Genomic DNA, 24,270 nt, shown 5'->3' with positions numbered 1-24,270 from the left:
GCCCCGGGCCGCCGCATAGACTGGTCCCCGATGTTCATCCACCTGCATTCCCGCCGGGCCTGTTGATGCGCCTGGTGTTCGCCGGCACGCCGGAGGCCGCGGTGCCCTCCCTGCGTGCCCTCATCGACTCCCCGCGCCACGAGGTCGTCGCCGTCGTGACGAGGCCCGACGCGCCCGCCGGCCGGGGGCGCAAGCTCCTGCGTTCGCCCGTTGGGGCGCTCGCCGACGAGCACGGCATCGAGGTGCTCACGCCCGAGAAGGCCGGGGCGCCCGAGTTCCTCGACCGCCTGCGTGAGCTCGCACCCGACGCCTGCCCCGTCGTCGCCTACGGGGCGCTCCTGCCGCAGCGGACCCTGGACATCCCGCCGCACGGCTGGGTGAACCTGCACTTCTCCCTGCTGCCCGCGTGGCGGGGCGCGGCTCCCGTCCAGGCGGCGATCCGCGCGGGTGACGAGATCACCGGCGCGTCGACGTTCCGCATCGTGAAGGAGCTCGACGCCGGGCCCGTCTACGGCGTGGTCACCGAGCCGATCGCCCCCACCGACACGGCGGGCGCGCTCCTGGCGAGGCTGGCCGACTCCGGCGCACGGCTCCTGCTGTCCACTATGGACGGTATCGAGGACGGCAGCCTCCGCGCGGTCCCGCAGCCCGAGGACGGCGTGACGTACGCGCCGAAGGTCACCGTGGACGACGCACGCGTGTCGTTCGCCGACCCCGCCGTCGCCGTCGACCGGCTCATCCGCGCGGTCACGCCGGACCCCGGCGCCTGGACGCTGTTCCGCGGCGAACGGTTCAAGCTCGGCCCGGTGGAGCTCACCGACGAAACCGGGCTGGCGCCCGGCGAACTGCGGGTGGAGCGCAAGCGCGTCCTCGCGGGCACGGCCACCCAGGCCGTCCGCCTCGGCGAGGTGCAGGCGCAGGGCAAGAAACGGATGGCGGCCACCGACTGGGCGCGCGGAACGAGGATCGAGCAAGGAGAGCGCCTGTCATGAGCCCGGATCGTGAGCGCAGGCCGTCGCGGCCGTCACGGGGGCGCCCGGCGCCCCGCAAACAGGGTCCGCGCCGCCCGCCGCCCTACGAGGACCCCGCCCGCCGCGTCGCGTTCGAGGTGCTGCGTGCCGTGCGCGAGCGCGACGCCTACGCCAACCTCGTCCTGCCCGAGCTGCTGCGCGAGCGCCGCCTGGACGGGCGTGACGCCGCGCTGGCCACGGAACTCGCGTACGGCACCAGCCGCGCGGTGGGCCTGCTCGACGAGATCATCGCCGCGAACCTCGACCGGCCGCTGTCCAAAGTAGACGGTGTGGTGCTGGACTGCCTGCGGCTGGGCGCCTACCAGCTGCTGCGCACCCGCGTGCCCGAGCACGCCGCGGTGGACTCGATGGTGAACATGGCCCGGCTGGAAGGCGGTTCGCACGTCGCCGGGTTCGTCAACGCCGTGCTGCGCAAGGTGTCCGAAAAGGACGAAGCGGCGTGGCTCGACGAGCTGGCGCCCGACCCCGAGACCGACGCGATCGGCAACCTGGCGCTGCGCACCGCGCACCCGCGCTGGGTCGCCCGCGCGTTCGCCGAAGCGCTGGGGGACAAGGGCCCCGAGCTGAAGGCCGCCCTCGAAGCCGACGACGCCAGGCCCGCCGTGCACCTCGTCGCGCGGCCCGGGGAGATCAGCGCCGACGAGCTGGCCGCCATCACGGGTGGCGACGTCGCGCCGTACTCGCCCTACGGCGTGCACCTGCCGCCCGGCGCGGGCGACCCGGGCGACGCCGAACCCGTCCGCGAGCGGCTCGCCGCCGTGCAGGACGAGGGCAGCCAGCTGTGCGCGGTCGCGCTCACGAAGGTGCCGCTGGCGGGTAGCGACGAGCGCTGGCTGGACTTGTGTGCCGGACCCGGCGGCAAGGCCGCGCTGCTCGGCGCGCTCGCCGGGCTGTCCGGCGCCCGCGTGGACGCCGTCGAGCAGGCGCCGCACCGCGCGCGCCTGGTCGAGAAGGCCACCGAGGGCCTGCCGGTCACCGTGCACGTCGCGGACGGCCGGGAGTCCGGCCTGGAACCGGGCTTCGACCGCGTGCTCGTCGACGCCCCGTGCAGCGGGCTGGGCTCGCTGCGCCGCCGCCCGGAGGCGCGCTGGCGCCGCAAGCCGTCGGACGTGGCGGACCTGACGAAGCTGCAGGGCCAGCTGCTCGCCTCCGCACTGGAACTCGTCCGGCCCGGCGGCGTTGTGGCGTACGTCGTGTGCTCGCCGCACCTGGCCGAAACCGAGGGCGTCGTCGGTGACGCGGCGCGCCGCACCAAGGCCGAGGTGCTCGACGCGCGCGAGTTCTTCCCCGGAGTCCCGCAGCTCGGCGACGGGCCGTACGTGCAGCTGTGGCCGCACCGGCACGGCACCGACGCCATGTTCTGCGCGGTCCTGCGCCGCCCGTGAGGGTCCTCGGGCTCGTCGCCAGCTCGTGCGGCGGACTGGACACGCGGTTCCGCACGGAGCTGGCGGAACCGGCGGCGGCGCGCGGCTGGCGGCTGGCGATCACCCTGACGCCGACCGCCGCGCGCTGGCTCACGCACACCGGCGAGCTGGCGCGGCTGCAGGAGCTGACCGACCTGGAGGTGCGCAGCGAGTCCCGGCTGCCGGGGCAGCCGCGCCCGCACCCCGACCCCGAGGTGTTCCTGTTCGCGCCCGCGAGCGCGAACTCGGTCGCCAAGCTGGCGCTGGGCATCGCGGACAACCAGGCGCTCACCGTGCTCGGCGACGTGCTGGGCGACCCGCGGGTGACGGTCGCGGTGGCTCACCAGGTGAGCCCCGCGCGGCTGCGGCACCCGGCCTGGCGGGCCCACACCGAGGCCCTGACCTCCGCCGGGGTACGCCTTTCCCAGCTGTCGGAACCGTGGTCGACGGCACTGACCGCGCTACCCGATTGACCTTCTACACTGCGTAATCATGACCGCCCGACCTCTCATCGCACCGAGCATCCTGTCCGCCGACTTCGCCCGGCTGGGCGAGGAGATCCGTGCCGTGGCGGGCCCGGGGGAGACGCGGGCCGACTGGGTGCACGTCGACGTGATGGACGCGCACTTCGTGCCGAACCTGACGCTGGGCCTGCCGGTCGTGCAGTCCCTGCGCGAGGCCACCGACCTGCCGCTGGACTGCCACCTCATGATCGAGGACCCGGACCGCTGGGCGATCGGGTACGCCGAGGCCGGGGCGTACAACGTCACCGTGCACGTCGAGGCCGCGAAGGACCCGGTGAAGATCGCGAAGGACCTGCGGGCCGCCGGGGCGAAGGCCGGGCTGTCGGTCAAGCCGGGCACGCCGCTGGAGGACCACCTCGACACGCTCAAGCACTACGACACGCTGCTGGTGATGTCGGTGGAGCCGGGCTTCGGCGGCCAGTCGTTCATCCCCGAGGTGCTGGACAAGGTCCGCACCGCGCGGCGGCTGGTCGACACCGGGCACCTGAAGGTGCTGGTCGAGATCGACGGCGGGATCAACGCCGACACCATCGGGCAGGCCGCCGAGGCCGGGGTGGACTGCTTCGTCGCGGGCTCCGCCGTCTACGGCGCCGAAGACCCGGGCAAGGCCGTCGCCGCACTGCGCGACCTCGCCGCCCACGCCCAGAACTAGAGACCTTGGAGGCACCCCAGTGTTCACCGGCATCGTCGAGGAGCTCGGCGAGATCACGGCGGTGGAGCAGCTGCCCAACGCCGCCCGGCTCACCGTGCGCGGGCCGGTGGTCACCTCCGACGCCAAGCACGGCGACTCGATCGCCGTCAGCGGGGTGTGCCTGACCGTCGTCGAGGTGTCCGCCCAGGAGTTCACCGTCGACGTCGTGCAGGAGACGCTGGAGCGTTCACGCCTGGCGAAGATCGCTCCCGGCGACCGGGTCAACCTGGAGCGCGCGACGGCGGTCGGCGACCGGCTCGGCGGGCACATCATGCAGGGCCACGTGGACGGCACCGGCGTGTTCCTGTCCCGTGACGCCAACGGGCTGACCCGCTTCTCGCTGCCCTCGCACCTGGCGCGTTACGTGGTGGAGAAGGGCTCGATCGCGGTCGACGGCATCTCGCTCACGGTGGCGGGTGTGACGAACGACGAGTTCACGGTGGCGCTGATCCCCACCACACTGGAGTTGACGACGCTCGGGCACGCCGAACCGGGCGACCTGGTCAACCTCGAGGTCGACGTAGTCGCGAAGTACGTCGAGAAGCTGGCCATGCCGCACCTGTCCGGTCCCGCGGCGCACAATGGAGTCAGGGCCGAGGAGGACGCGTGACAGCAGGAACGCCGTGTGGCGCCGGGGTGCCGGTGGACGCCGCCGGGATCGAGCGGGCGATCGCGGACATCGCGGCCGGGCGCCCGGTGGTCGTCGTCGACGACGAGGACCGGGAGAACGAGGGCGACCTGATCTTCGCCGCCGAGAAGGCGACGCCGGAGCTGATGGCCTTCATGGTGCGCTACACGTCTGGTTACGTCTGCGCCGCCCTCACCGAGGCGGACTGCGACCGGCTCGACCTGCCGCCGATGTACCACACGAACCAGGACGCCCGCGGCACCGCGTACGCCGTCACGGTGGACGCCGCGTCGGGCATCTCGACGGGGATCTCGGCCGCCGACCGGGCGCACACGGTGCGCCTGCTCGCCGACCCCGACTCCAAGCCCGCCGACTTCCGCCGCCCCGGCCACGTCGTGCCGCTGCGGGCGAAGGAGGGCGGCGTGCTGCGCCGGCCGGGGCACACCGAGGCGGCGGTGGACCTCGCCAGGATGGCGGGGCTGCACCCGGCGGGCGTGCTGTGCGAGATCGTCTCCCAGAAGGACGAGGGGGACATGGCGCGGCGCGACGAGCTGCAGGTGTTCGCCTCCGACCACGACCTCCAGGTCATCACGATCGCGGACCTCATCGCCTACCGGCGCCGCCACGAGAAGCAGGTCGAGCGGGTCGCCGAGGCGCGCATCCCGCTGGCCGCCGGCACGTTCCGCGCGGTCGGGTACGACAGCCTGCTGGACGGCATCGAGCACGTCGCGTTCGTCTACGGCGAGATCGGCGACGGCGAGGACATCCTGGTCCGCGTGCACTCCGAGTGCCTGACCGGCGACGTGTTCGGCTCGCTGCGCTGCGACTGCGGCCCGCAGCTGGAGGCGGCGCTGCAGGCCGTCGCCGACGAGGGCCGTGGTGTGGTGCTGTACATCCGCGGGCACGAGGGCCGGGGCATCGGCCTGCTGCACAAGCTGCAGGCCTACCAGCTGCAGGACCTGGGTGCCGACACGGTGGACGCGAACCTGGCGCTCGGCGTGCCCGCCGACGCCCGTGACTACGGCACCGGGGCGCAGATCCTGTGCGACCTGGGCGTGCGCTCGATGCGGCTGCTGACGAACAACCCGGCGAAGCGGGTGGGCCTGGAGGGCTACGGGCTGAAGGTGACCGGCCGCGTGCCGCTGCCGATCTCGCCGAACCCGGAGAACCTGCGGTACCTGCGCACCAAGCGTGACCGGATGGGGCACGACCTGGCGAACCTCGAGCAGTTCGACCAGGTGGGTGCCGACGTGGCGAAGAACGGGAACGGTTCATGAGCGGTGAGGGACGCCCGGACGTCGAACTCGACCTGAGCGAGTGCGAGAACCTGCGCCTGGCGATCGTCGCGACGCGCTGGCACGCGAAGATCACCGACAGCCTGCTGGAGCGGGCGGTCGCCGCGGCGCGCGAGGCGCACCTCAAGGAGGAGCCGACGGTCGTGCGCGTGGCGGGGGCCGTCGAGCTGCCGGTCGTGGCGCAGGCGCTGGCCCGCCAGCACGACGCGGTGGTCGCGCTCGGCGTCGTGATCCGGGGCGGCACCCCGCACTTCGAGTACGTGTGCGACGCCGTGACGGCGGGCCTGACGCGGGTGGCGCTCGACGAGGGCACCCCGGTGGGCAACGGCGTGCTCACGTGCGACACCGAGGAGCAGGCGCTGGACCGCGCCGGGCTGCCGGGGTCGAAGGAGGACAAGGGCCGCGAGGCGACGCAGGCCGCGCTGGACGCGGCGTACCAGCTGCGCTCGCTGCGGCAGCCGTGGACCGATCGGAAGTTCCAGTGAGCGTCGTGACCGAGGACAGCGCCGTCGTCATCCGCCCGAGGCGGGCCACGTGGGTTTCGGTGGTGCTGGCGGCGTGCCTGCTCGTCGCGTTCGTCGTGGTCGCGCTGCTGCTGCGCTCGTCGAACACCGGCGTGATCTTCGAGGTCTCCGACCAGATCGCGATGGTCGGCGTCGGCATCGTGCTCGCCGGAGGGGCGCTGCTGTTCGCGACGCCGCGCGTGCGCGCCGACGCCCGCGGGATCGAGGTGCGCAACGTCATCCTGCTGAAGCGGCGCTTCGACTGGCTGGACGTCCTCGCAGTCAGCTTCCCCGACGGCGCGTCGTTCGCGCGGCTGGAGCTGCCGGAGGACGAGTACCTGGGGGTGCTCGCCATCCAGGCGGTGGACCGCGAGCACGCCGTCGAAGCCGTGCGGGCGCTGCGGCGGCTGCACAAGCAGGCCTGGGCCGACCAGCCGTGACCGCGTTCCCCGCCGAGCGGACCGCCATCGTCACCGGTGGCGCGTCCCGGCGGGGGATCGGCCGGGTCACCGCGGACCGGCTCGCCGCGCAGGGCTGGCACGTGGCCGTGCTGGACGTCGACGCCGAGGGCGCCGAGGAGGTCGCGGCCGAGCTGGTGCGGCGGCACGGGGTGCGGGCGATCGGTGTCGGCGTGGACGTGGCGGAGCCGGAGGAGGTCTTCGCGGCCGTCGACCGCGTCGAAGCGGAGCTGCCGCAGGTCGTGGGGCTGGCGAACATCGCGGGAGTCGCGTCGCCGGTCCCGTTCTTCGAGCTGGACCTGGCGGAGTGGGACCGCGTGTTCGCGATCGACATCCGCGGGGTGTTCGTGCTGACGCAGCGGGTCGCCCGCACGATGGTGGCCCACGGGATCGGCCGCATCGTGAGCGTGTCTTCGGTGTCGGCGCAACGCGGGGGCGGCACCTACAGCAGGGTGTCGTACTCGGCGGCGAAGGCGGCGGTCCTGGGCTTCACGAGGGCGCTGGCGCGGGAGATCGGCGAGCACGGGGTGACGGTCAACGCCGTCTCGCCGGGCCCGATCGACACCGACATCATGGGCGGCACGCTGAGCGAGGAACGCAAGCGGGAGCTGGTGCGTGACCTGCCCGCCGGCCGGGTCGGCACCCCGGAGGACGTGGCGGCCGCCATCGCGTTCCTGCTGAGCGAGGACGCGGGTTTCATCACCGGCGCGACGTACAACGTCGACGGCGGCCTGCACATGCACTGACGCTTCAGCCGGCGGGTTCGAGCACGACCACCGGGATCTGACGCTGGGTGTAGGTGGCGTAGGCCGCGTACGGCCGGTAGATCGCGACCAACCGTTCCCACAGCGCCGCCCGCTCGTCCCCCTCGGCGACGCGCGGACGGACCCGGCGGCGTTCCCCGCCCGGGAGTTCGACCTCCGCGGACTCCATCGCCATCAGGTTGTGGAACCACGCCGGGTGCGCGTCCGTACCGCCCTTCGAAGCGACGATGACCAGCCTGGGTGCGTCGTCGAGGTAGATCAGCGGGCTGGTGCGGGCCTGGCCGGACTTGCGGCCGACGTGGTTGAGCAGCAACACGGGCGCCTTGCGGAACGTGCTGCCGGCCTTGCCGCCGGTCGTGCGGAACAGCCAGGTGTTGAAGCGCGTCATCTGGCGCTGGAGCTTCCAGTACGGGGACGTCGGCGCGGGAGCTTTCGGCATACCGCGATTCTGGCACAGACTGACAACTGTCATCAACTGACAAATTTCACCTCATGCCAGACGGGCCTAGACTGCGGGCATGCCCGAACCCGGCCTGCGTGAGCGGAAGAAGCACCGCACCCGCGAGATGCTGATCGACGCGGCGCAGGAGTTGTTCTGCGCCAACGGTTTCGAGGCCACGACGGTGGACGAGATCGCGGCGGCGGTCGACGTCTCGCCCCGCACCTTCTTCCGGTACTTCACCTCGAAGGAGGACGTGGCGCTCGCGTTCGCGGACGAGCAGATCACCGCGATGCTGGACAGGTTCGCCGCGCAGCCTGCCGGCACGCCGGTGCTGACGGGGCTGCGGCAGGCCGCGGTCGAACTGGTGCGGGCCTCCGAAGCGGCGGCCGGCTCCGCTCGGGCGCGGCACCAGCGGATGCGGCAGCTGGTCTCGGCCAGCCCGGCGCTGGCGGCCGCCCGGACCGAGCGGGGCGTCGCCCGACTGGACGAGGTCGCGCGGCTGGTGGGCGCGAGGATGGGCGTCGACCCGGCCGTGGACCCGCGGCCGCACCTGGTGGCGTCGGTCGCGCTGTGTGCGGTGCAGACGACGATCACGGCGTGGCGCGCCGCCGGCCGCGACGCCCCGGACTCCGAGCTGATCGGGCAGGCCTTCGACCTGTTGTCCGCCGGTCTCGACTACCCGGGCGCGTGATCCGCGCCTACAGCGTCAGATCCACCACGACGGGCGCGTGGTCGGAGGCGCCCTTGCCCTTGCGCTCCTCGCGGTCCACGTACGCATCGGACACCGCGCCGGCGAAGGAAGCGTTGGCGTACACCAGATCGATGCGCATGCCGTTGTTCTTCGGGAACGCCAGCTGCCGGTAGTCCCAGTACGTGTAGGGCTTGTCGTACTTCAGCGCACGCGGCACGACGTCGGTCAGGCCCGCCTCGCGCAGGGCCGCCAGCGCGGCCCGCTCCGGCTCGGTCACGTGGGTGGACTCGGTGAACAGGCTGATGTCCCACACGTCCTCGTCGGTGGGGGCGATGTTGAAGTCACCGAGCACCGCGAACGGCCGGTCCGCCGCCGATTCCGCCACCGCCGTCCTCCGCAACGCTTCCAGCCACCGCAGCTTGTACGCGTAGTGCGGGTGGCCCGGCTCGCGGCCGTTGGGCACGTACACCGACCACAGCCGGACGCCGCCACACGTCGCGCCGATCGCGCGGGGCTCGGCGGCGTCGTCGAACGTCGGCTCGTCCACGAGGCCGCGGCGCACGTCCTCCAGCCCCACGCGGGACAGGATCGCCACGCCGTTCCACCGCCCGAGCCCGTAGGCGGCGACCTCGAAGCCCAGCTCGCGCACCTCCGGCGGGAAGGCGTCCGTCGCGCACTTCAGCTCCTGCAGGCACACCACGTCCGGCTTCGCGGACTCCAGCCAGGCGAGCAGCCGCGGCAGCCGCGCCGCGATCGAGTTGACGTTCCAGGTGGCGATGCGCATGACCCGAGAATGGCACACCGGCCGGACGGGGGATCGGGGTGTGTTCCGCGGGCGCCCCGCCGGTGCGCCGCACAGCCGGTCCGCCCGCGTGAGTGCCGGGGGTGCGCGGAAGTGTCGGAGGGGAGCCATAGGCTGGGGATGTGGCTGACCCTTCGACCTACCGACCCGCTCCGGGGAGCATCCCCGACCAGCCCGGGGTGTACAAGTTCCGTGACGCGACGAAGCGGGTCATCTACGTCGGGAAGGCCAAGAGCCTCCGCAGCAGGCTGAACTCCTACTTCGCCGACCTCTCGGGCCTGCACCCGCGCACGCGCCAGATGGTGACCACGGCGGCGAGCGTGGAGTGGACGGTCGTCACCACCGAGGTCGAGGCGCTCCAGCTCGAGTACAACTGGATCAAGGAGTTCGACCCGCGGTTCAACGTCCGCTACCGGGACGACAAGTCGTACCCGGTGCTCGCGGTGACGATGAACGAGGAGTTCCCGCGCCTGCACGTCTACCGCGGCCCGCGCAAGCGGGGCGTGCGGTACTTCGGCCCGTACGCGCACGCGTGGGCGATCCGCGAGACGCTCGACCTGCTGCTGCGCGTGTTCCCCGCCCGCACGTGCTCCAACGGCGTGTTCCGGCGGCACACGCAGATCGGCAGGCCCTGCCTGCTCGGCTACATCGACAAGTGCTCGGCGCCGTGCGTCGGCCGCGTGACCGAGGAGCAGCACCGGTCGATCGTCGAGGACTTCTGCGACTTCCTCGCCGGGCGCACGGATCTCATGATGCGCCGCCTGGAGAAGGAGATGGCGGAGGCGTCGGAGCAGCTGGAGTTCGAGCGCGCGGCCCGGCTGCGTGACGACCTCGGCGCGCTGCGCCGCGCGATGGAGAAGCAGGCCGTGGTGCTCGGCGACGGCACGGACGCCGACGTGGTCGCGTTCGCGCACGACGAGCTGGAGGCCGCGGTGCAGGTCTTCCACGTCCGCGGCGGCCGGGTGCGCGGGCAGCGCGGCTGGGTGATCGACAAGGTCGACGAGATGGACGTGCGCGACCTCGTCGACCAGTTCCTCACCCAGTTCTACGGCGAGCAGGTCGAGCTGGCCGAGCAGACGGCCGACACCGGGTCGCCGGTGCCGCGCGAGGTGCTGGTGCCGGAGCTGCCGACCGACGCCGACGCGGTCGCCGAGTGGCTGTCCGGGCTGCGGGGCTCGCGCGTGCAGCTGCGGGTGCCGCAACGCGGGGACAAGCGCGCGCTCGCGGAAACCGTGCAGCGCAACGCGGAAGAGGCTTTCCAGCAGCACAAGCTGCGCCGCGCCGGTGACCTCACGGCCCGCTCCGCGGCGCTCGCCGAACTGCAGGAGCAGCTCGGGCTGGACAGCGCGCCGCTGCGCATCGAGTGCGTGGACATCAGCCACATCCAGGGCAGTGACGTCGTCGCGTCGCTCGTCGTGTTCGAGGACGGCGTGCCGCGCAAGTCGGAGTACCGGCGGTTCGCGTTGCGGGAGGCGGCGACCGAGGGCGATGTCGCCTCGATCGCGGAGGTCGTGCGGCGGCGGTTCCACCGCTACCTGAAGGAGAACGAGGAAGCCGCCGTCGAGGAGGCGAAGCCGGGCATCGACCCGGAGACCGGGCGCCCGCGCAAGTTCGCGTACCCGCCCAACCTCCTCGTCGTGGACGGCGCGGGCCCGCAGGCGACGGCCGCCGCGGACGTGCTGGCCGAGCTCGGCATCACCGACGTCGCCGTGATCGGGCTGGCGAAGCGGCTGGAGGAGGTGTGGCTGCCCGCCGACCCGGACCCGGTGATCCTGCCGCGCACCTCCGAGGCGCTGTACCTGCTGCAGCGGGTGCGCGACGAGGCGCACCGCTTCGCGATCCGCTACCACCGCGAGAAGCGCTCCAAGCGCCTGCAGGTGTCCGCTTTGGACGGTGTGCCCGGGCTGGGGCAGACTCGGCGTGCCGCGCTCATCAAGCACTTCGGGTCGGTGAAGAAGCTCCGGCAGGCGGGCGTCGACGAGATCGCGCAGGTGCCGGGGGTGGGCAGGCGCACGGCCGAGGCCGTGGTCGCGGCACTGCAGGCAGCGCAAGCAGGGGAGAGGGAGTCATGACGGGAAACGAAGACGGCCATAAACCCGGGATCGAGGTCGCCGTCGTCACCGGGTTGTCGGGGGCGGGGCGCAGCACCGCCGCGAAGTGCCTGGAGGACCTGGGCTGGTTCGTGGTGGACAACCTGCCCCCCGAGCTGATCGCGACCATGGTCGAGCTGGGGGTGCAGGCCAGGGGAGCGGTGACGCGGGTCGCGGTGGTGATGGACGTGCGCTCGCGCGCGTTCACCGACGACCTCGCCTCGGTGATCAAGGACCTCGACGCGCGGGGCTACAAGCCGCGCGTGCTGTTCCTGGAGGCCACGGACGCGGTGCTGGTGCGCCGGTTCGAGCAGGTGCGGCGCAGCCACCCCCTGCAGGGCGAGGGCAGGCTCGTCGACGGCATCAGCGCCGAGCGCAAGCTGCTGGCGCCGCTGCGCGAGGAGGCCGACCTGGTGCTGGAGACCTCCGCCCTGTCGGTGCACGACCTGCGGGCCAAGATCGAGGACGCGTTCGGTTCCGAGTCGGCGACGCAGACGCGGGTCACCGTGCTGTCCTTCGGCTACAAGTACGGCCTGCCGATGGACGCGGACCTGGTGATGGACGTGCGGTTCCTGCCGAACCCGTTCTGGATCCCGGAGCTGCGCGACCACACCGGGCTGGACACCGAGGTCCGCAACTACGTGCTCTCGCAGGAGGGCGCGGAGGAGTTCCTCGACCGCTACCACCAGCTCCTGCGGCTGATCGGCGCCGGGTACAAGCGCGAGGGCAAGCGGTACCTCACGCTCGCCGTGGGCTGCACGGGCGGCAAGCACCGGAGCGTGGCCATCTCGGAGGAGCTGGCGCGCCTGTTGTCCAATGAGGACGGAATGGCGGTGAAGGTGATCCACCGGGACCTGGGACGCGAGTGAGCCTGAAAGCGGTTGCACTGGGGGGCGGCCACGGGCTGCAGGCGACGCTGACCGCGCTGCGGCGCGTCACCACGGACGTCACCGCCGTCGTCACCGTCGCCGACGACGGCGGCTCGTCCGGCCGCCTGCGCCGCGAGCTCGGCCTGCTGCCGCCGGGAGATCTGCGCCAGGCGCTCGCGACGCTCGCGGACGCCGAGCACGGCGAAAGCCTGTGGGCGGAGGTGTTCCAGCACCGGTTCGGCGGCAACGGCGCGCTGACCGGGCACGCGGTGGGCAACCTCGTGCTGGCCGGGTTGTTCGAGGTGCTGGGCGATCCCGTCGCGGCGCTGGACGAGGCGCGGCGGCTGCTCGGCGTGTCCGGGCGCGTGCTGCCCATGTCGTGCGAGCCGCTCGACATCGAGGCCGAGGTGACGGGCCTGAGCAACGACGACGAGCCCACCACGATCAGGGGACAGGTCGCCGTCGCCAGCACCCCCGGTCAGGTGCGCCGGATCGAACTGCGCACGCCGGGGCGGCCGGGGGGTGAGCCCGCCGCGTGCCCGGAGGCCGTGGACGCCGTGCTGGGCGCGGACGCGGTGTTCCTGGGGCCGGGGTCGTGGTTCACCAGCGTGCTGCCGCACCTGCTGGTGCCCGGGCTGCACGACGCGCTGCTGCGCACGCGGGCCCGGAAGGTGGTGATCCTCAACCTGATCCCGCAGCCGGGGGAGACGGCGGGCTTCTCGCCGGAACGGCACCTGCACGTACTCTTCCAGCACGCGCCCGAACTGAGGGTGGACGTGGTGATCGCCGACCGCGGCTCGGTGCCGGCACCGGCCCGGCTGCGGGACGCGGCGGGACAGCTGGGGGCGCGGGCGCTGCTCGCGGACGTGGCTGACCCGAACGAGCAGGGTTTGCACGATCCGGATGCGCTGGCGGCGTGCGTGCGGGAAGCTCTCGGTCGCCACGCGGGCGCGGAGGACCGGGACGGCAGAGATAGCAGGGAGGGGCCATGGCGATGACCGCCGCGGTGAAGGACGAGCTGAGCCGGCTGCAGATCACGAAGATCGGGCCGCGCCGCGCGGAGGTCGCATCGATGCTGCGGTTCGCGGGCGGGCTGCACATCGTGGGGGGCAAGGTCGTGGTGGAGGCCGAGCTGGACACCGGCTCGGTGGCGCGGCGGCTGCGCCGCGAGATCCACGAGCTGTACGGGCACCACTCGGACGTGCACGTGCTGTCCGCGGGCGGGCTGCGCAAGACCACGCGGTACCTGGTGCGCGTCGTCAAGGACGGCGAGGGGCTGGCGCGCCAGACGGGGCTGATCGACAACCGGGGGCGCCCGGTGCGCGGGCTGCCCGCCGCCGTCGTCTCGGGCGGCATCGCCGACGCCGAAGCCGCGTGGCGGGGCGCGTTCCTGGCGCACGGTTCGCTCACCGAGCCCGGCCGGTCGTCCTCGCTGGAGGTCACGTGCCCCGGCCCGGAGGCCGCGCTCGCGCTCGTGGGTGCCGCCCGGCGGCTGGGCATCCAGGCCAAGTCGCGTGAGGTCCGCGGCGCGGACCGCGTGGTCGTGCGGGACGGTGACGCGATCGGCGCGCTGCTGACCCGGCTGGGCGCGCACGCGAGCGTGCTGCAGTGGGAGGAGCGGCGCATGCGCCGCGAGGTGCGTGCGACGGCGAACCGGCTGGCCAACTTCGACGACGCGAACCTGCGCCGCTCCGCGCGGGCGGCGGTGGCGGCGGCCGCGCGGGTCGAGCGCGCGCTGGAGATCCTCGGCGACACGGCGCCGGACCACCTGCTCGCCGCGGGCAGGCTCCGGCTGTCCAACCGGCAGGCGTCGCTGGAGGAGCTGGGCCAGCTGTCGGACCCGCCGATGACGAAGGACGCCGTGGCCGGCCGCATCCGCAGGCTGCTCGCGATGGCGGACAAGCGGGCGAAGGAGCTGGACATCCCCGACACCGAGTCCGCCGTGACCGCCGAGATGCTGGAGGAACAGGCCTGACCGGCGTTTGTACCCCTGGTGTTACCGGCGGCAAGGCCGCGCCGGGGAGCCGTAACGTGCCGGTAGCGCCAGTGCATGATGGGCGAAACCCGCGGCACGGACTCTGAACTCGCGGATCTTGCTATGTCCGGTTCGGGGAAGGGGATGGTCGTGCGTTCCGAGAGGGCGAACGAGAAGGTGGAGCTGAAGGTCTCCGCCGACGTGGGCAGCTGGCTCCCCCGGCGCAGCAGCCACGCCGCCGACTGGCGGCGCGAGGACCTCCTGGCCGCCAAGGGGGCGACGACGGTGAGCGTCGTCATCCCCGCGCGGGACGAGGAGGAGACCGTCGGGGACATCGTGCGCACCATCCGCCGGGACCTGGTCGAGGCGATCCCGCTGGTGGACGAGGTGCTGGTGGTCGACTCGCGCTCGCAGGACGACACCGCCAGGGTCGCGGCGGAGGCCGGCGCGACGGTCGTGGCGCAGGACTCGGTGCTGCCGATGCTGCCCGGGATGGCGGGCAAGGGCGAGGCGCTGTGGAAGGGCCTGGCCGCGACGAAGGGCGACCTGGTCGTCTTCGTGGACGGCGACCTGTACGACTTCACCAGCGACTACGTGACGGGGCTCCTCGGCCCGCTGCTCACCGACGAGTCGGTGGCCTACGTCAAGGGCTTCTACCACCGGCCGCTCGTCGGCGCGGGCGGCACGGACGCCGACGGCGGCGGCCGCGTGACCGAGCTCGTGGCGCGGCCGCTGCTCAACATGTACTGGCCGGAGCTGGCGGGGTTCGTGCAGCCGCTGGCGGGGGAGTACGCCGGGCGCCGCGAGGTGCTGGAGCGCATCCCGTTCGTCGTGAACTACGGCGTCGAGGTCGGGCACCTGATCGACATCCTGGAGGCGCACGGGCTGGACGCGCTGGCCCAGGTGGACCTCGGCAAGCGCACCCACCGCCACCAGTCCACGCAGGCGCTGGGCCGGATGTCGGGGCAGATCATGCAGACCATGTTCGACCGGCTGGCGCGCTACGGCCGCCTCGTGTCGGCCCAGCCCCCGGCGACGCTGCTCGCGCAGTTCCGCCGGGGCGAGTCGGGGCACGGCGTGGAGCGCGAAATGGTGCTCACGGACGTGTCGTGCCAGCAGCGCCCGCCGCTGGCCGAGCTGCTCGCCGAGGTGCGTGAGATCGCCTAAGTCGCGTCGTGGAAGACGAGGCCGAGGGTGTGGCGGCGGCCGGTCCGGACGGTGCTCACGCCGTGCCGGACCGGGGCCGCCGACCACCCCCGGCTTGAACGCACCGGCCGGTCTCGCGTCGTGAAGATCAGCGCGTGGCCCTGCTTCAGCGCCGTGGCCGTGCCGCGGGACTGCGCGCGCGGCCGCTGCTCCACGAGCAGGAACTCGCCGCCCGTGTAGTCGGTGTCCAACCCGAACACCACCTGCAACGGGAAGACAAGGTCCCCGTAGAGGTCCCGGTGCAACGCGTTCCAGTCGCCGGGGCCGTAGCGGAGCAGGATCGGCGTGGGCCGGGTCTGCCCGGCGTCGTGGCAGCGGGCGAGCCACTCCTCCAGGTCGTCCGGCCAGGGCGCCGGGTGACCCAGCCGGGCCGCCCAGTCGCGGGCGATCGGCAGCAGGTGCGGGTAGAACGCCGCCCGCAGCGCGGCGACCGGTTCCGGCAGGGGGTAGCGGAAGTACCGGTACTGCCCCGCCCCGAACCGGTACCGCGCCATGTCGATCGTGGCGCGGAAGTGCCGCGGTTCGTCGTACAGCGCGGCCAGCTCGCGGCATTGGTCAGGGGTGAGCAGGCGCGGCGTCAGCGCGCACCCGTATTCGTCGAGTTCGGCCGCGAGCGCGGCCCAGTCCAGTTCGTCGGGCTTCACGACCGCCAGTGTGCGCACCCCGGGGCGGGGTGCGCTGGCGGAAATCAGCCGGCCAGATCGGCGTGCGCGATGACCTTGGTGATCTTCGCGCGCACGAGCAGCTCCCCCGGCACGGCGTTGCGCCTGCCGAACTCCTCCCCGCGGTCCTGGCCCATGTAGCGGGCGCCGATCGCGATCGACCACGGCAGCATCTCGTCGAGGTCCTCGCTCAGCGTCGCGACCGCCGTGAACTGCACGTACGAGTAGGGCGGCTCCTGGTCGTCCACCGTCACCGACAGGCGCGGTTCCCGGCGCAGTGCGCGGCCCTTCACGGACTCGGCGCCGGTGTTGAAGATCAGCTCGTCGCCGTCCCCGGTCTCGTTGAGGACGAACCAGATGGGCGTGACGTGCGGGGAGCCGTCGGCGCGGACGACCGCCGCCTTGCCCGTGCGCGTGCCCTCGCTCGCGAACTTCCACCACTGGTCCCTGCTCATCTCGTACATGGCTACCGAACCTACACTGACTCCTCGTGCAACAAGGCGAGCTGATCAGCGGTGGGCTGGTGGACGAGGGCCTGGCCCGCCGGCTCAAGGCGCTCGCGTGCACCGCGCCCCTGCACGACCTGGACGCGCGCAAGGCGAAGCTGGACTGGGCCGACGCGACGGTCTACCAGATGGCCGAGATCGCGCTGCACACGATCGACCAGGTCACGATCGCGATGGACTTCGACACCGGCGCCGACCACGAGGACATCGTGCGCCGCCTGCAGCCGTTCATCGCCGCGCAGGCGCCCGGCCGCGGCGCCGAGGAGCACCTGCGGGTGGCGCGCTGGGTGCTGGACAACCTGATCAACGTCGGCACCGCCGACCGCGGGTTCCGCCGGGTGTACGGCAGCGTCGACGAGCACGGCGTGTACCGGCGCCGGGCGTTCGACTTCAAGCTGCTGGTCGAGCTGGCCGCGCCCGACGGCGAGGTGTACCTGCGCGCCAGCGACGAGGCGATCAACGTGCTCGTCGGGGCGCTGGACACCGACGTCGAGTCCGCCCAGATCGCGGCCGAGGTGAAGCTGGAGAACCTGATCAGCCGCGGCCGCCTGGCGGACGCGAAGCTGGCCGCCGAGCAGGCCCGCTACCGCACGGTCCAGTACGGCGAGACGCTGCGCGCGAAGCTCGACGCGACCCGGCGTGACGTGCGGGCGGTCGACTGGGCGGAGGAGATGCCGGAGCTGCTGGACTCCGCGCTGTCCCACATCGAGGCCCGCTTCCGCGCCGAGAACGCCATCCTCCGCAACATCACCCGTGCGCGTGACGAGGCGGAGGATCCCGACCACAAGCGCCGGGCCGCCGAGCTGGTCGACATCGTCAGCGACTGCATCAGCAGGCACACCCAGCTCCAGGCGCGGCTGCAGGCCGCGGGCGCGATCTTCCGCGCCGAGCAGGACCGCCAGCAGTTCTCCGGGCCGCCGCAGCGCGCCACGATCGACCTGTTCGGGCAGCTGCTGGTGCCGACGCTGGAGCTGCCGATCGCGGACGCCGTGGCCCCGGTCGAGCGGTTCTTCTCCGCCGCGGCCGGGTTCGACGTGCCGACCGTGCCGTCGCTCCCGTCGCTGGTGTCGCTGCTGCTGCGGCCCGCACCCGAACGCGAAGAGCTGGTGGGCGAGGTGCCGGAACCGGAGCTGGTCCCCGCCGAGGCGGCCGACTACTACAGTGACGAGCAGTGGCGGCGCGCCGACGAGCTGCTCGACCTGCCGGAGGTGCCCCGGCGGTTGTCCGGGCTGCTGGCGGAGGCCCGTGAGCTCGATCCGCGGCTGGCCCGTCTGGTCGCGCTGCGGGCGCTGCACTCGTACAGTCCGGAGGTCGGCGCGGCGATCCGGCAGGGGGACGACCGCGCGCTGCTGGCGGTCGACGACGGCACGCCGCTCGACGACGAGGAGTTCGGGGGCGCGGACCTGCTGCTCGCGACGGCGCGCATCGAGCGAGGGGACGAAGAACGTGAACACGGCTGACGTGGAGGCCGCGGCGCGGCTGGTGTCGTACGGCATGCGGCCGAAGCAGCTGCCCGGCCGCGACGTGGTGTACGCCGACCTCGTCCGCCGGTACCGGGAGGACAGCGCTTTCAAGCAGCTGGCGAACTCGGTCGCGGCGGGGCTCGGGCTGCTGGTGCTGGACGTCAGCACGCAGGCCGGTGCGGTGCTCGCGGCCACCGACGAGTCGGTGTTCGAGATCAAGATGGACTCCTACGCGCGGCAGAGCAAGATCCGCGAGCGCCGGGACACCGAGAAGGTGCTGCACGGGCTGGTGCACCTGGCGACCGCCGCGCTGGGCTACCCGAGGCCGGACGACCTGGCCAACGACACCTACATCGGCCGGGTGAGCGTCGAGCAGGTGGACAGCGTGGTCCGCGAGGCGTGCCGGATCCTCGACGAGCGCGCGGCGAAGGCGGAACGCAACAACGACCCGCTGTCGGACGCGCCGGAGCTGGAGCAGGCGTGGCGCGCGTACGCCCGCCGCCCCGCGGCCGCGGCGACGAAGGACGGGCGCCTGGCGTCGGACACGACGCGCGGCATGGTGTCGCGGGCGCTGCGGTTCCTCGCCGACCAAGGGTTCCTGGTGCAGGTGAGCGGCGAGCAGGGCGGCACCTACCGCACGACGCCGCGTTACCAGGTGCAGGTCAGGGAACTCGCGGCGGACAGCGCTTTCGAGGAGTTGCTGGAACTGGGTGTCGTCGCGGTGGGGGATTCCGCAGGCACCCTCCGTCCGTCCATTTCGGACACTCTGTAGGGGGAGCATGTACGAGCTTTCGCGGGTGCGGCTGCACTCGGTGGGTCCGGCGGGCGCGCGGTACCAGGACGTGCTGCTCGACTTCAGCGGCGTCGGGCCGCTGGTCAAGGCGCCGGCGCAGGACGCGTTGTTCACCGCCGGGATCCACTCCGCCGAGCAGGGGCTGCCCCGGCGCCCGTCCCCGGCGAGCGTGCTGTTCCTCGAGAACGGCGGCGGCAAGTCCGTGCTGATCAAGCTGATCTTCTCCGTCATGCTGCCCGGCCGCCGCCAGGTCGTCGGCACCACGAACACCCGCGTGCTGGAGAAGTTCGTCTCCGCCAAGGACGTTTCGCACGTCGTGCTGGAGTGGCAGCACACCGAGACCGGGCAGCGCGTCATCACCGGCAAGGTGTCGGAGTGGCGCGGGCACGTCGTGTCCAACGACCCGGCGAACCTCGTCGACGCCTGGTTCTGCTTCCGGCCCAGCGCCACCACGGGCCTGGACACGCTGCCGTTCACCGCCGACGGGCGCCTGCTGACGATGTCGGCCTTCCAGGAGCGGCTCGACGAGGCGCACCGCGCCGAACCCGAGCTGGAGCTGTCGTGGACCCGCCGCCACCACGAGTGGACCGAGCGCCTCGACGCGCTGGGCCTGGACACCGAGCTGTTCCGCTACCAGCGGGCGATGAACGCGGGGGAGGGCGAGGCGGCCGACGCGTTCGCCTTCACCTCCGACGAGGCGTTCGTCGAGTTCCTGCTCAAGGCCGTGATCCCCGAGGACGACCCGCGCGACCTCGCCGACGTGGTCCAGACCTATGCGCACAACCTGGGGCAGCGCGGCGAGCTCATCGCCGAACGGGACTTCGTCGCCGGTGCGCTCGACCTGCTCACGCCGCTGGTCGACGAGGAGTCGCTCGCGGCCGCGTCCCGCAAGCTCGCCGTGGCCGCCCGTTCCGACGCCCAGGCGTTCGCCGGATCGGTGCTGGCGCGGCACAAGCTGGAGTCGGACCGCCTCGCCGGGCTGGCCGCGTACGTGGACGAAACGCGGGACGCGGAGAAGCTCGCCGAAGGTGACCACCGCCGGTTGTCGGCCGTCGTAACGGAACTGCGCCGCGTCGTCGCCGAGTTGCGGCTCGCCCGCGCCACCGAGGACAAGCAGCGCCTCGACAGCGAACTGGCCGACGCCCGCCGCGCGGCCGAAGCCTGGCGCGAGACGGGAACCGTGCTCGCCCACGTCAACGCCGTGCGCAAGGCCGACGGCATCCGGCAGCTGGTGGGGGAGCGCGAGCAGACCGCGAAACCCGCGCTGGAAGCCAAAAACGCCGCCGCGAACGCGCTCGCCCGCGGCCTGCTCGCCCTCGCCCGCGAGGCGGGGGAACAGGCGCAGGCGGCCGAGGAACGCGCCGCCGCTGCCCAGGACGCCGCCGCCGCGGCACAGCGGGAGCGGGACGAGGCGACCGGCCGGGCGGCTCAGCACCGCGCCGAGGAAGCCCAGCTGAGCGCGCGGATCGAGGAGGTCCGCGCCCAGGTGCAGCAGGCCGTGCGGGACGGGCTGCTCACCGACGGCACGCAGGTCGCGAGCGCGGCGCAGGAAGCCCGTGCCCGTGGCGAGAACGCGGCGAACGAGCTGGCGTCCCGTGAAGCCGAGCTGGAACGCGTGGCCGAGGAACACGCGGACGCGCAGCAGGCCCTGCACACCGCCCAGCAGCGTGCCGCCGCGGCGCAGACCCGTGCCGACCGGGCGGCCTCCGAGCTGGCGAAGGCCAACCGCCGCACCGACAGCCTCGCGGCGCACCCGCGTCTGCTGGAGCTGCTCGGCGGCGACAACGTCCAGCTGGAGACCGACACGCCCGCGTTGCTCAAGCGCCTGCGGGAGGCCCGCGCGAGCGCGGAACGCGAGCAGACCGCGTTGCGCATGGAGGAGTCGGTCGACGAGCGGGCGCTCGCGGCGCTCGGCGACGGCGGCCTCCTGCCCGAGCCGCCCGAGGTGCAGGCGGCGCTGGAGGTGCTGGAGTCCGCCGGGGTGCCCGCGCGGTCGGGCTGGCGTTACCTGTCCACAATGGACGCCAAGGAGCGCGAGCGGGTGCTGGCGGAGCTGCCGCACCTGGTCGGCGGCATCCTGGTCAACGACGCCGCTCAGCTGCCGAGGGCCCGCACGGCGCTGGCGGAGGCCAAGCTGCTGCCCAATGCGGTGCTGCCGGTCGGGACGACCGAGGCGGTCCGCCGCGAAGGCGGTACACCCGGGGTGGAGTTCCTGGTGTCGCCCAACCCCGCGATGTACGACGAGGAGGCCGCCGACACCGAACGCCAGGCGATCCTCGCCCGGCATTCGCGGCGGCAGAAGCAGCTGGAGGCGCTGGCCACCGCCATCGGTGACGACGCCGCGCTCGAATGGAAGCTCACGACCTGGCGTGAGGACTACCCGCCCGGCGCGCTGGCCACGCTCGCCGAGGAGGCGGAGGCCGCGGCGAGCGAATTCGCCGAGTGCCAGGAAGCCGTGGCGGTGGCCGAACGTGAGCTGGCCGAGCTGGCCGCGCGCCGGGCCCGCCTGCGGGAAGCCGTGCCGGCGTTGCGCGCCGAAGCGCGCTCGGGTGAGGAGCGGGCCCGCCGTCTCGGCGAACTGGCCGAGCGCGTCGCGCGGATTCCACAGTGGACGGACGAAGTGGAGCGTGCCCGCGAGATCGTGACGCGGGCCGAGGCCGAAGCGGAGCAGGCGACCGCGAGGGCCACCCGTGCGCGCGAGGAAGGGGCCGAGGAACAACGCACGGCCGACGGTCACCGCCGGACCGTCAGCAGCGCCCGCGCCGAACTCGCCGAGGTGCCCGGCGGCGGCTCGGTGTCCGAAGAGGACCCCGCCCCGAAGGAACCGGTCGACGCCCTGCGGCGCGCGTTCGCGGCCGCGAGCGACGCCTACGCCAAGGTGGAGGTGGGCAGCGACCTGCGCGCGGAACTGGACCAGGCCGAGTCGGCCGAATCCGCCGCCCGCGCGGCGCTGGAGGCGCTCGACCCGGCGGTGCGCGAGCAGGCGGGCCGCCTGCTGGAGACCGCGGACGGCGCCGACGCCGCGACGCGGGCGGCGGCGCTGGCCAGGGCCGGGCGCGCGGTGGCGGCGCTGGAGGCCGAGCACAGCGAGGCGATCGGCGCGGTCGCGACGTGTAAGGCCGAGCTGGACCAGCTGCCCCGCCAGAACGTCACGCTGGACACCCGGCCGCGCGACGTCGAGCACGGCCGTGAGCTGATCGACGAGGCCGCCGAGGAGGCCAGTGCCGCCGCCCGCGCGTGGGAGGAGGCGCAGGCGCGGCGTGCCGAGGCCGAGCACGCCGCCGAAACGGCGAACACCTCCGCCGCGGGCTTCCGGCTGCTCGCCGAATCCCTCGCGCACCTGGCTCCCGAGGGTGAGCCGGAGTCCGTGTTCGACGGTGACGTCGAGGCGGCGCAGGCCCGCCACCGCAAGCTGACGGCCGCGCTCACGGACGCCGAAACCGCGGTGGACCAGGCAGAGAAGCGGGTCCGGGCCGCCGCCGACGCGCTCGCCCAGTACGCCACGGACAAGCGGTTCGAGAGCCTGTCGAGCCCGGTGCGGCAGCAGATCATCTCGGTCCGGCGGGACAGCCTGCCCGCGAGCGCGGCCGAGTGGGCCAAGGCGCTGCGGCCGCGGCTGCGGACGCTCACCGACGACCTCGCGCAGATCGACCGGCACCGCTCGGGCATCGTCGCGCGGCTGCAGGGCATGGTCGAGGGTGCGCTGCGGATGCTCCGCTCCGCACAACGGCTTTCCCGGCTGCCGGAGGGCCTCGGCGACTGGTCGGGGCAGGAGTTCCTGCGCATCCGCTTCGCCGACCCCGAGGAGCCCGAACTGGTCGAGGCGCTCGGGCAGGTCGTCGACGAAGCGGCGGCGGGCAAGACGAGCGACGGCCGCGACGTCAAACGGGACGGTATGACGCTCGTGCTGCGCGGCGTCCGGGCGGCGGTGCCCAAGGGGTTCCGGGTGGACATGCTCAAACCGGACTCGGTCCTGCGCACCGAGCGGCAGCGGGTGTCGGAGATCCGGGACGTGTTCTCCGGCGGCCAGCAGCTCACCGCGGCGATCATCCTGTACTGCACGCTCGCCGCGCTGCGGGCCAACAACCGCGGCAAGCTGCGGAACCGGCATTCGGGCGTGCTGTTCCTGGACAACCCGATCGGCCGCGCGTCGGCGGGGTACCTGCTGGAGCTGCAACGGGTCGTCGCCGAGGCGCTGGGCGTGCAGCTGATCTACACCACGGGCCTGTTCGACGCCGGTGCGCTGTCGGAGTTCCCGCTGATCATCCGGCTGCGCAACGACGCGGACCTGCGGGCGGGGCGGAAGTACCTGTCGGTGGACGCGACGATCCGCAGCCACCTGGACGACCTGCCGGAGCCGGACGGCACCTCCCACCTGTCGGCGACCCGCCTGTTCAGCCGGGCCGCCGACGAGCCGGGGGGCTAGACGGTCACCACGACCTTCTTGCCGCCGTGGAGGCCCTTTTCGACACGGCGGTGCGCCTCGGCGACGTGGTCGAACGAGAACACCTCGTCCAGGGCCGGGCGCAGCGTGCCGAGGCGCACCCCGGCGTCCAGGAACGCCGCCATGCGCCCGACGACCACGGGGTCGAGCGTGTGCTCGAAGCCGCGGTAGCCGATGACCGTGACGTCGGTCCCTTCCGGCGAGGGCGTGGGCCGGGGGTCCAGGAAGCCCGCCGCGAGGAGCGTCCCGCCGGGCCGCGTCGCTCGCAGGAGCTCCTGCTGGCCGGGTCCCCGCACGAGGTCGAGGACGAGGTCGGCACCGGTCCCGCCGGTGTGGGCGCGGACGGCTTCGGCGACGTCCTCCCGGTCGGTGGCGACGACCGCTTCGGCGCCGGCGGCGAGCAGCTCGTCCGTCCGCGCGCTGGTCCGCGTCACCGCGAGCGGGACGGCCCCGAGGTGGCGCGCGACCTGGATCGCCGCGCGGCCGACGCCGGAGGACGCGGCCGTGATCAGGACGTGGTCGCCGGGCCGCATCCCCGCCTTCTCGACGAGCGCGCCGTAGGCCGTGGAGAAGCTGACCCAGATGGCCGCGGCCTCCGGGACCGTGAGCCCGGCAGGCCGGGGGATGAGCTGGCTCGCGGGGAGCGTCGTGTGCTCGGCGTAGCTGCCCCTGGCGTTCGCGTCGGGGATGGCCGCGATGATGACCGGATCCCCGGTCTCCAGCCCGGTGGTCCCCTCGCCCAGCGCCTCGACGACCCCGGTCCCCTCGATGCCCAGGCGCGCGTGCGGCAGGGGGACGGGCGCCGGTGACGTGCCCGAGCGCATCATCAGGTCGAGCGGGTTGACGGCGAACGCCTCGATCCTGACCCGCACCTCGCCCGGCCCGGGCTCGACGACGGGTTCCTCGACGACGTGCAGCACTTCCGGCCCGCCGAACTCGTCGAACACGACGGCTCTCGACATGGTGACTCCTCCGCATCCGGTGGTTTCGTTCCTCATCCCGGACGTTACGGGTCGATGGGTTACCTACT

The 24,270-nt window shown here is 73.2% G+C and carries 23 protein-coding genes; 18 read left to right on the top strand and 5 right to left on the bottom strand.

The genetic code is table 11. The features are described from left to right. Positions 1-65: 65 nt before the first annotated feature. From fmt to BMZ92_RS14945, 9 genes are read left to right on the top strand one after another with little or no spacing between them, the layout of a single operon-like run. Complete coding sequence (fmt, locus tag BMZ92_RS14985) at positions 66-992, top strand: methionyl-tRNA formyltransferase (RefSeq protein ID WP_091507569.1); 927 nt, start codon at positions 66-68, stop codon at positions 990-992. Further along, positions 989-2,416: an RsmB/NOP family class I SAM-dependent RNA methyltransferase gene (locus tag BMZ92_RS14980; RefSeq protein ID WP_091507567.1), complete on the top strand. Its 1,428-nt coding sequence runs from the start codon at positions 989-991 to the stop codon at positions 2,414-2,416. The genes fmt and BMZ92_RS14980 overlap by 4 nt, the downstream gene beginning before the upstream one ends. Continuing rightward, a complete protein-coding gene (locus BMZ92_RS14975; protein WP_091507565.1) occupies positions 2,413-2,907 on the top strand; it encodes a flavoprotein in 495 nt (164 codons plus the stop codon). Before BMZ92_RS14980 ends, BMZ92_RS14975 begins: the two co-directional genes overlap by 4 nt. 19 nt (positions 2,908-2,926) lie before the next feature. After that, positions 2,927-3,610, top strand: a complete 684-nt coding sequence (rpe, locus tag BMZ92_RS14970; RefSeq protein WP_091507563.1) for a ribulose-phosphate 3-epimerase — start codon at positions 2,927-2,929, stop codon at positions 3,608-3,610. Positions 3,611-3,629: 19 nt separating this feature from the next. Next, positions 3,630-4,259: a riboflavin synthase gene (locus tag BMZ92_RS14965; protein ID WP_091507561.1), complete on the top strand. Its 630-nt coding sequence runs from the start codon at positions 3,630-3,632 to the stop codon at positions 4,257-4,259. After that, complete coding sequence (locus BMZ92_RS14960; protein WP_091507558.1) at positions 4,256-5,554, top strand: bifunctional 3,4-dihydroxy-2-butanone-4-phosphate synthase/GTP cyclohydrolase II; 1,299 nt, start codon at positions 4,256-4,258, stop codon at positions 5,552-5,554. Before BMZ92_RS14965 ends, BMZ92_RS14960 begins: the two co-directional genes overlap by 4 nt. Next, positions 5,551-6,057: a 6,7-dimethyl-8-ribityllumazine synthase gene (gene ribH / locus BMZ92_RS14955; protein WP_091507556.1), complete on the top strand. Its 507-nt coding sequence runs from the start codon at positions 5,551-5,553 to the stop codon at positions 6,055-6,057. Before BMZ92_RS14960 ends, ribH begins: the two co-directional genes overlap by 4 nt. Beyond that, entirely contained in the window at positions 6,054-6,515 is a 462-nt protein-coding gene (locus BMZ92_RS14950; protein WP_091507553.1) for a PH domain-containing protein, read from the top strand. The genes ribH and BMZ92_RS14950 overlap by 4 nt, the downstream gene beginning before the upstream one ends. Next, on the top strand, positions 6,512-7,279 hold the full coding sequence (locus tag BMZ92_RS14945) for an SDR family NAD(P)-dependent oxidoreductase (protein WP_091507551.1): 768 nt from the start codon (positions 6,512-6,514) through the stop codon (positions 7,277-7,279). Before BMZ92_RS14950 ends, BMZ92_RS14945 begins: the two co-directional genes overlap by 4 nt. A 4-nt stretch (positions 7,280-7,283) precedes the next feature. On the opposite strand, the gene BMZ92_RS14940 is transcribed toward BMZ92_RS14945, so the two are convergent. Then, on the bottom strand, positions 7,284-7,736 hold the full coding sequence (locus BMZ92_RS14940; RefSeq protein WP_091507548.1) for a nitroreductase family deazaflavin-dependent oxidoreductase: 453 nt from the start codon (positions 7,734-7,736) through the stop codon (positions 7,284-7,286). A 79-nt stretch (positions 7,737-7,815) separates the two neighbouring features. Between BMZ92_RS14940 and BMZ92_RS14935 the strand changes: the two genes are divergently transcribed. Beyond that, positions 7,816-8,430, top strand: coding sequence for a TetR family transcriptional regulator (locus tag BMZ92_RS14935; RefSeq protein WP_091507546.1), 615 nt, complete (start codon positions 7,816-7,818; stop codon positions 8,428-8,430). 7 nt (positions 8,431-8,437) lie between these two features. On the opposite strand, the gene BMZ92_RS14930 is transcribed toward BMZ92_RS14935, so the two are convergent. Beyond that, on the bottom strand, positions 8,438-9,214 hold the full coding sequence (locus BMZ92_RS14930; protein WP_091507544.1) for an exodeoxyribonuclease III: 777 nt from the start codon (positions 9,212-9,214) through the stop codon (positions 8,438-8,440). A gap of 140 nt (positions 9,215-9,354) precedes the next feature. On the opposite strand from BMZ92_RS14930, the gene uvrC reads away from it, so the two are divergent. The 5 genes from uvrC to BMZ92_RS14905 all read left to right on the top strand — a co-directional run bounded on the left by uvrC (position 9,355) and on the right by BMZ92_RS14905 (position 15,333). Next, complete coding sequence (gene uvrC, locus BMZ92_RS14925) at positions 9,355-11,304, top strand: excinuclease ABC subunit UvrC (RefSeq protein WP_091507542.1); 1,950 nt, start codon at positions 9,355-9,357, stop codon at positions 11,302-11,304. After that, positions 11,301-12,191 carry an RNase adapter RapZ gene (gene rapZ / locus BMZ92_RS14920; protein WP_091507540.1) on the top strand — a complete coding sequence of 297 codons (891 nt, stop codon included), beginning with the start codon at positions 11,301-11,303 and terminating at the stop codon, positions 12,189-12,191. The genes uvrC and rapZ overlap by 4 nt, the downstream gene beginning before the upstream one ends. Before the next feature lie 2 nt (positions 12,192-12,193). Then, positions 12,194-13,189 (top strand): gluconeogenesis factor YvcK family protein, encoded by a 996-nt coding sequence (locus tag BMZ92_RS14915; RefSeq protein WP_091507812.1) that lies wholly within the window; start codon positions 12,194-12,196, stop codon positions 13,187-13,189. Continuing rightward, positions 13,180-14,166 carry a DNA-binding protein WhiA gene (gene whiA, locus BMZ92_RS14910; protein WP_091507537.1) on the top strand — a complete coding sequence of 329 codons (987 nt, stop codon included), beginning with the start codon at positions 13,180-13,182 and terminating at the stop codon, positions 14,164-14,166. Before BMZ92_RS14915 ends, whiA begins: the two co-directional genes overlap by 10 nt. A 144-nt stretch (positions 14,167-14,310) precedes the next feature. Next, a complete protein-coding gene (locus BMZ92_RS14905; RefSeq protein ID WP_091507535.1) occupies positions 14,311-15,333 on the top strand; it encodes a glucosyl-3-phosphoglycerate synthase in 1,023 nt (340 codons plus the stop codon). On the opposite strand, the gene BMZ92_RS14900 is transcribed toward BMZ92_RS14905, so the two are convergent. Then, positions 15,330-16,016 (bottom strand): 2OG-Fe(II) oxygenase, encoded by a 687-nt coding sequence (locus tag BMZ92_RS14900; RefSeq protein ID WP_091507811.1) that lies wholly within the window; start codon positions 16,014-16,016, stop codon positions 15,330-15,332. The two genes, BMZ92_RS14905 and BMZ92_RS14900, sit on opposite strands and share 4 nt — an antisense overlap. A gap of 44 nt (positions 16,017-16,060) precedes the next feature. Then, positions 16,061-16,498, bottom strand: a complete 438-nt coding sequence (locus tag BMZ92_RS14895; protein WP_091507533.1) for a PPOX class F420-dependent oxidoreductase — start codon at positions 16,496-16,498, stop codon at positions 16,061-16,063. A gap of 26 nt (positions 16,499-16,524) precedes the next feature. Here BMZ92_RS14895 and BMZ92_RS14890 point away from each other — a divergent pair, with 26 nt between their 5' ends. The 3 genes from BMZ92_RS14890 to BMZ92_RS14880 are packed head-to-tail and all read left to right on the top strand — an operon-like array spanning position 16,525 to position 23,222. Further along, complete coding sequence (locus BMZ92_RS14890; RefSeq protein WP_091507530.1) at positions 16,525-18,000, top strand: hypothetical protein; 1,476 nt, start codon at positions 16,525-16,527, stop codon at positions 17,998-18,000. Between the two features lie 34 nt (positions 18,001-18,034). Next, on the top strand, positions 18,035-18,775 hold the full coding sequence (locus BMZ92_RS14885) for a hypothetical protein (protein ID WP_091507808.1): 741 nt from the start codon (positions 18,035-18,037) through the stop codon (positions 18,773-18,775). Between the two features lie 7 nt (positions 18,776-18,782). After that, positions 18,783-23,222 carry a hypothetical protein gene (locus BMZ92_RS14880; protein WP_091507528.1) on the top strand — a complete coding sequence of 1,480 codons (4,440 nt, stop codon included), beginning with the start codon at positions 18,783-18,785 and terminating at the stop codon, positions 23,220-23,222. Here BMZ92_RS14880 and BMZ92_RS14875 read toward each other — a convergent pair. Further along, positions 23,219-24,202, bottom strand: coding sequence for a zinc-dependent alcohol dehydrogenase family protein (locus BMZ92_RS14875; protein ID WP_091507526.1), 984 nt, complete (start codon positions 24,200-24,202; stop codon positions 23,219-23,221). The two genes, BMZ92_RS14880 and BMZ92_RS14875, sit on opposite strands and share 4 nt — an antisense overlap. Between the last annotated feature and the right edge of the window lie 68 nt (positions 24,203-24,270).

The sequence above is a fragment of the Amycolatopsis sacchari genome (assembly GCF_900114035.1).
Classification (GTDB): domain Bacteria; phylum Actinomycetota; class Actinomycetes; order Mycobacteriales; family Pseudonocardiaceae; genus Amycolatopsis_E; species Amycolatopsis_E sacchari.
The sequence above is the reverse complement of the archived record's forward strand: the minus strand, read 5'-3'. Positions and strand labels throughout refer to the sequence as shown.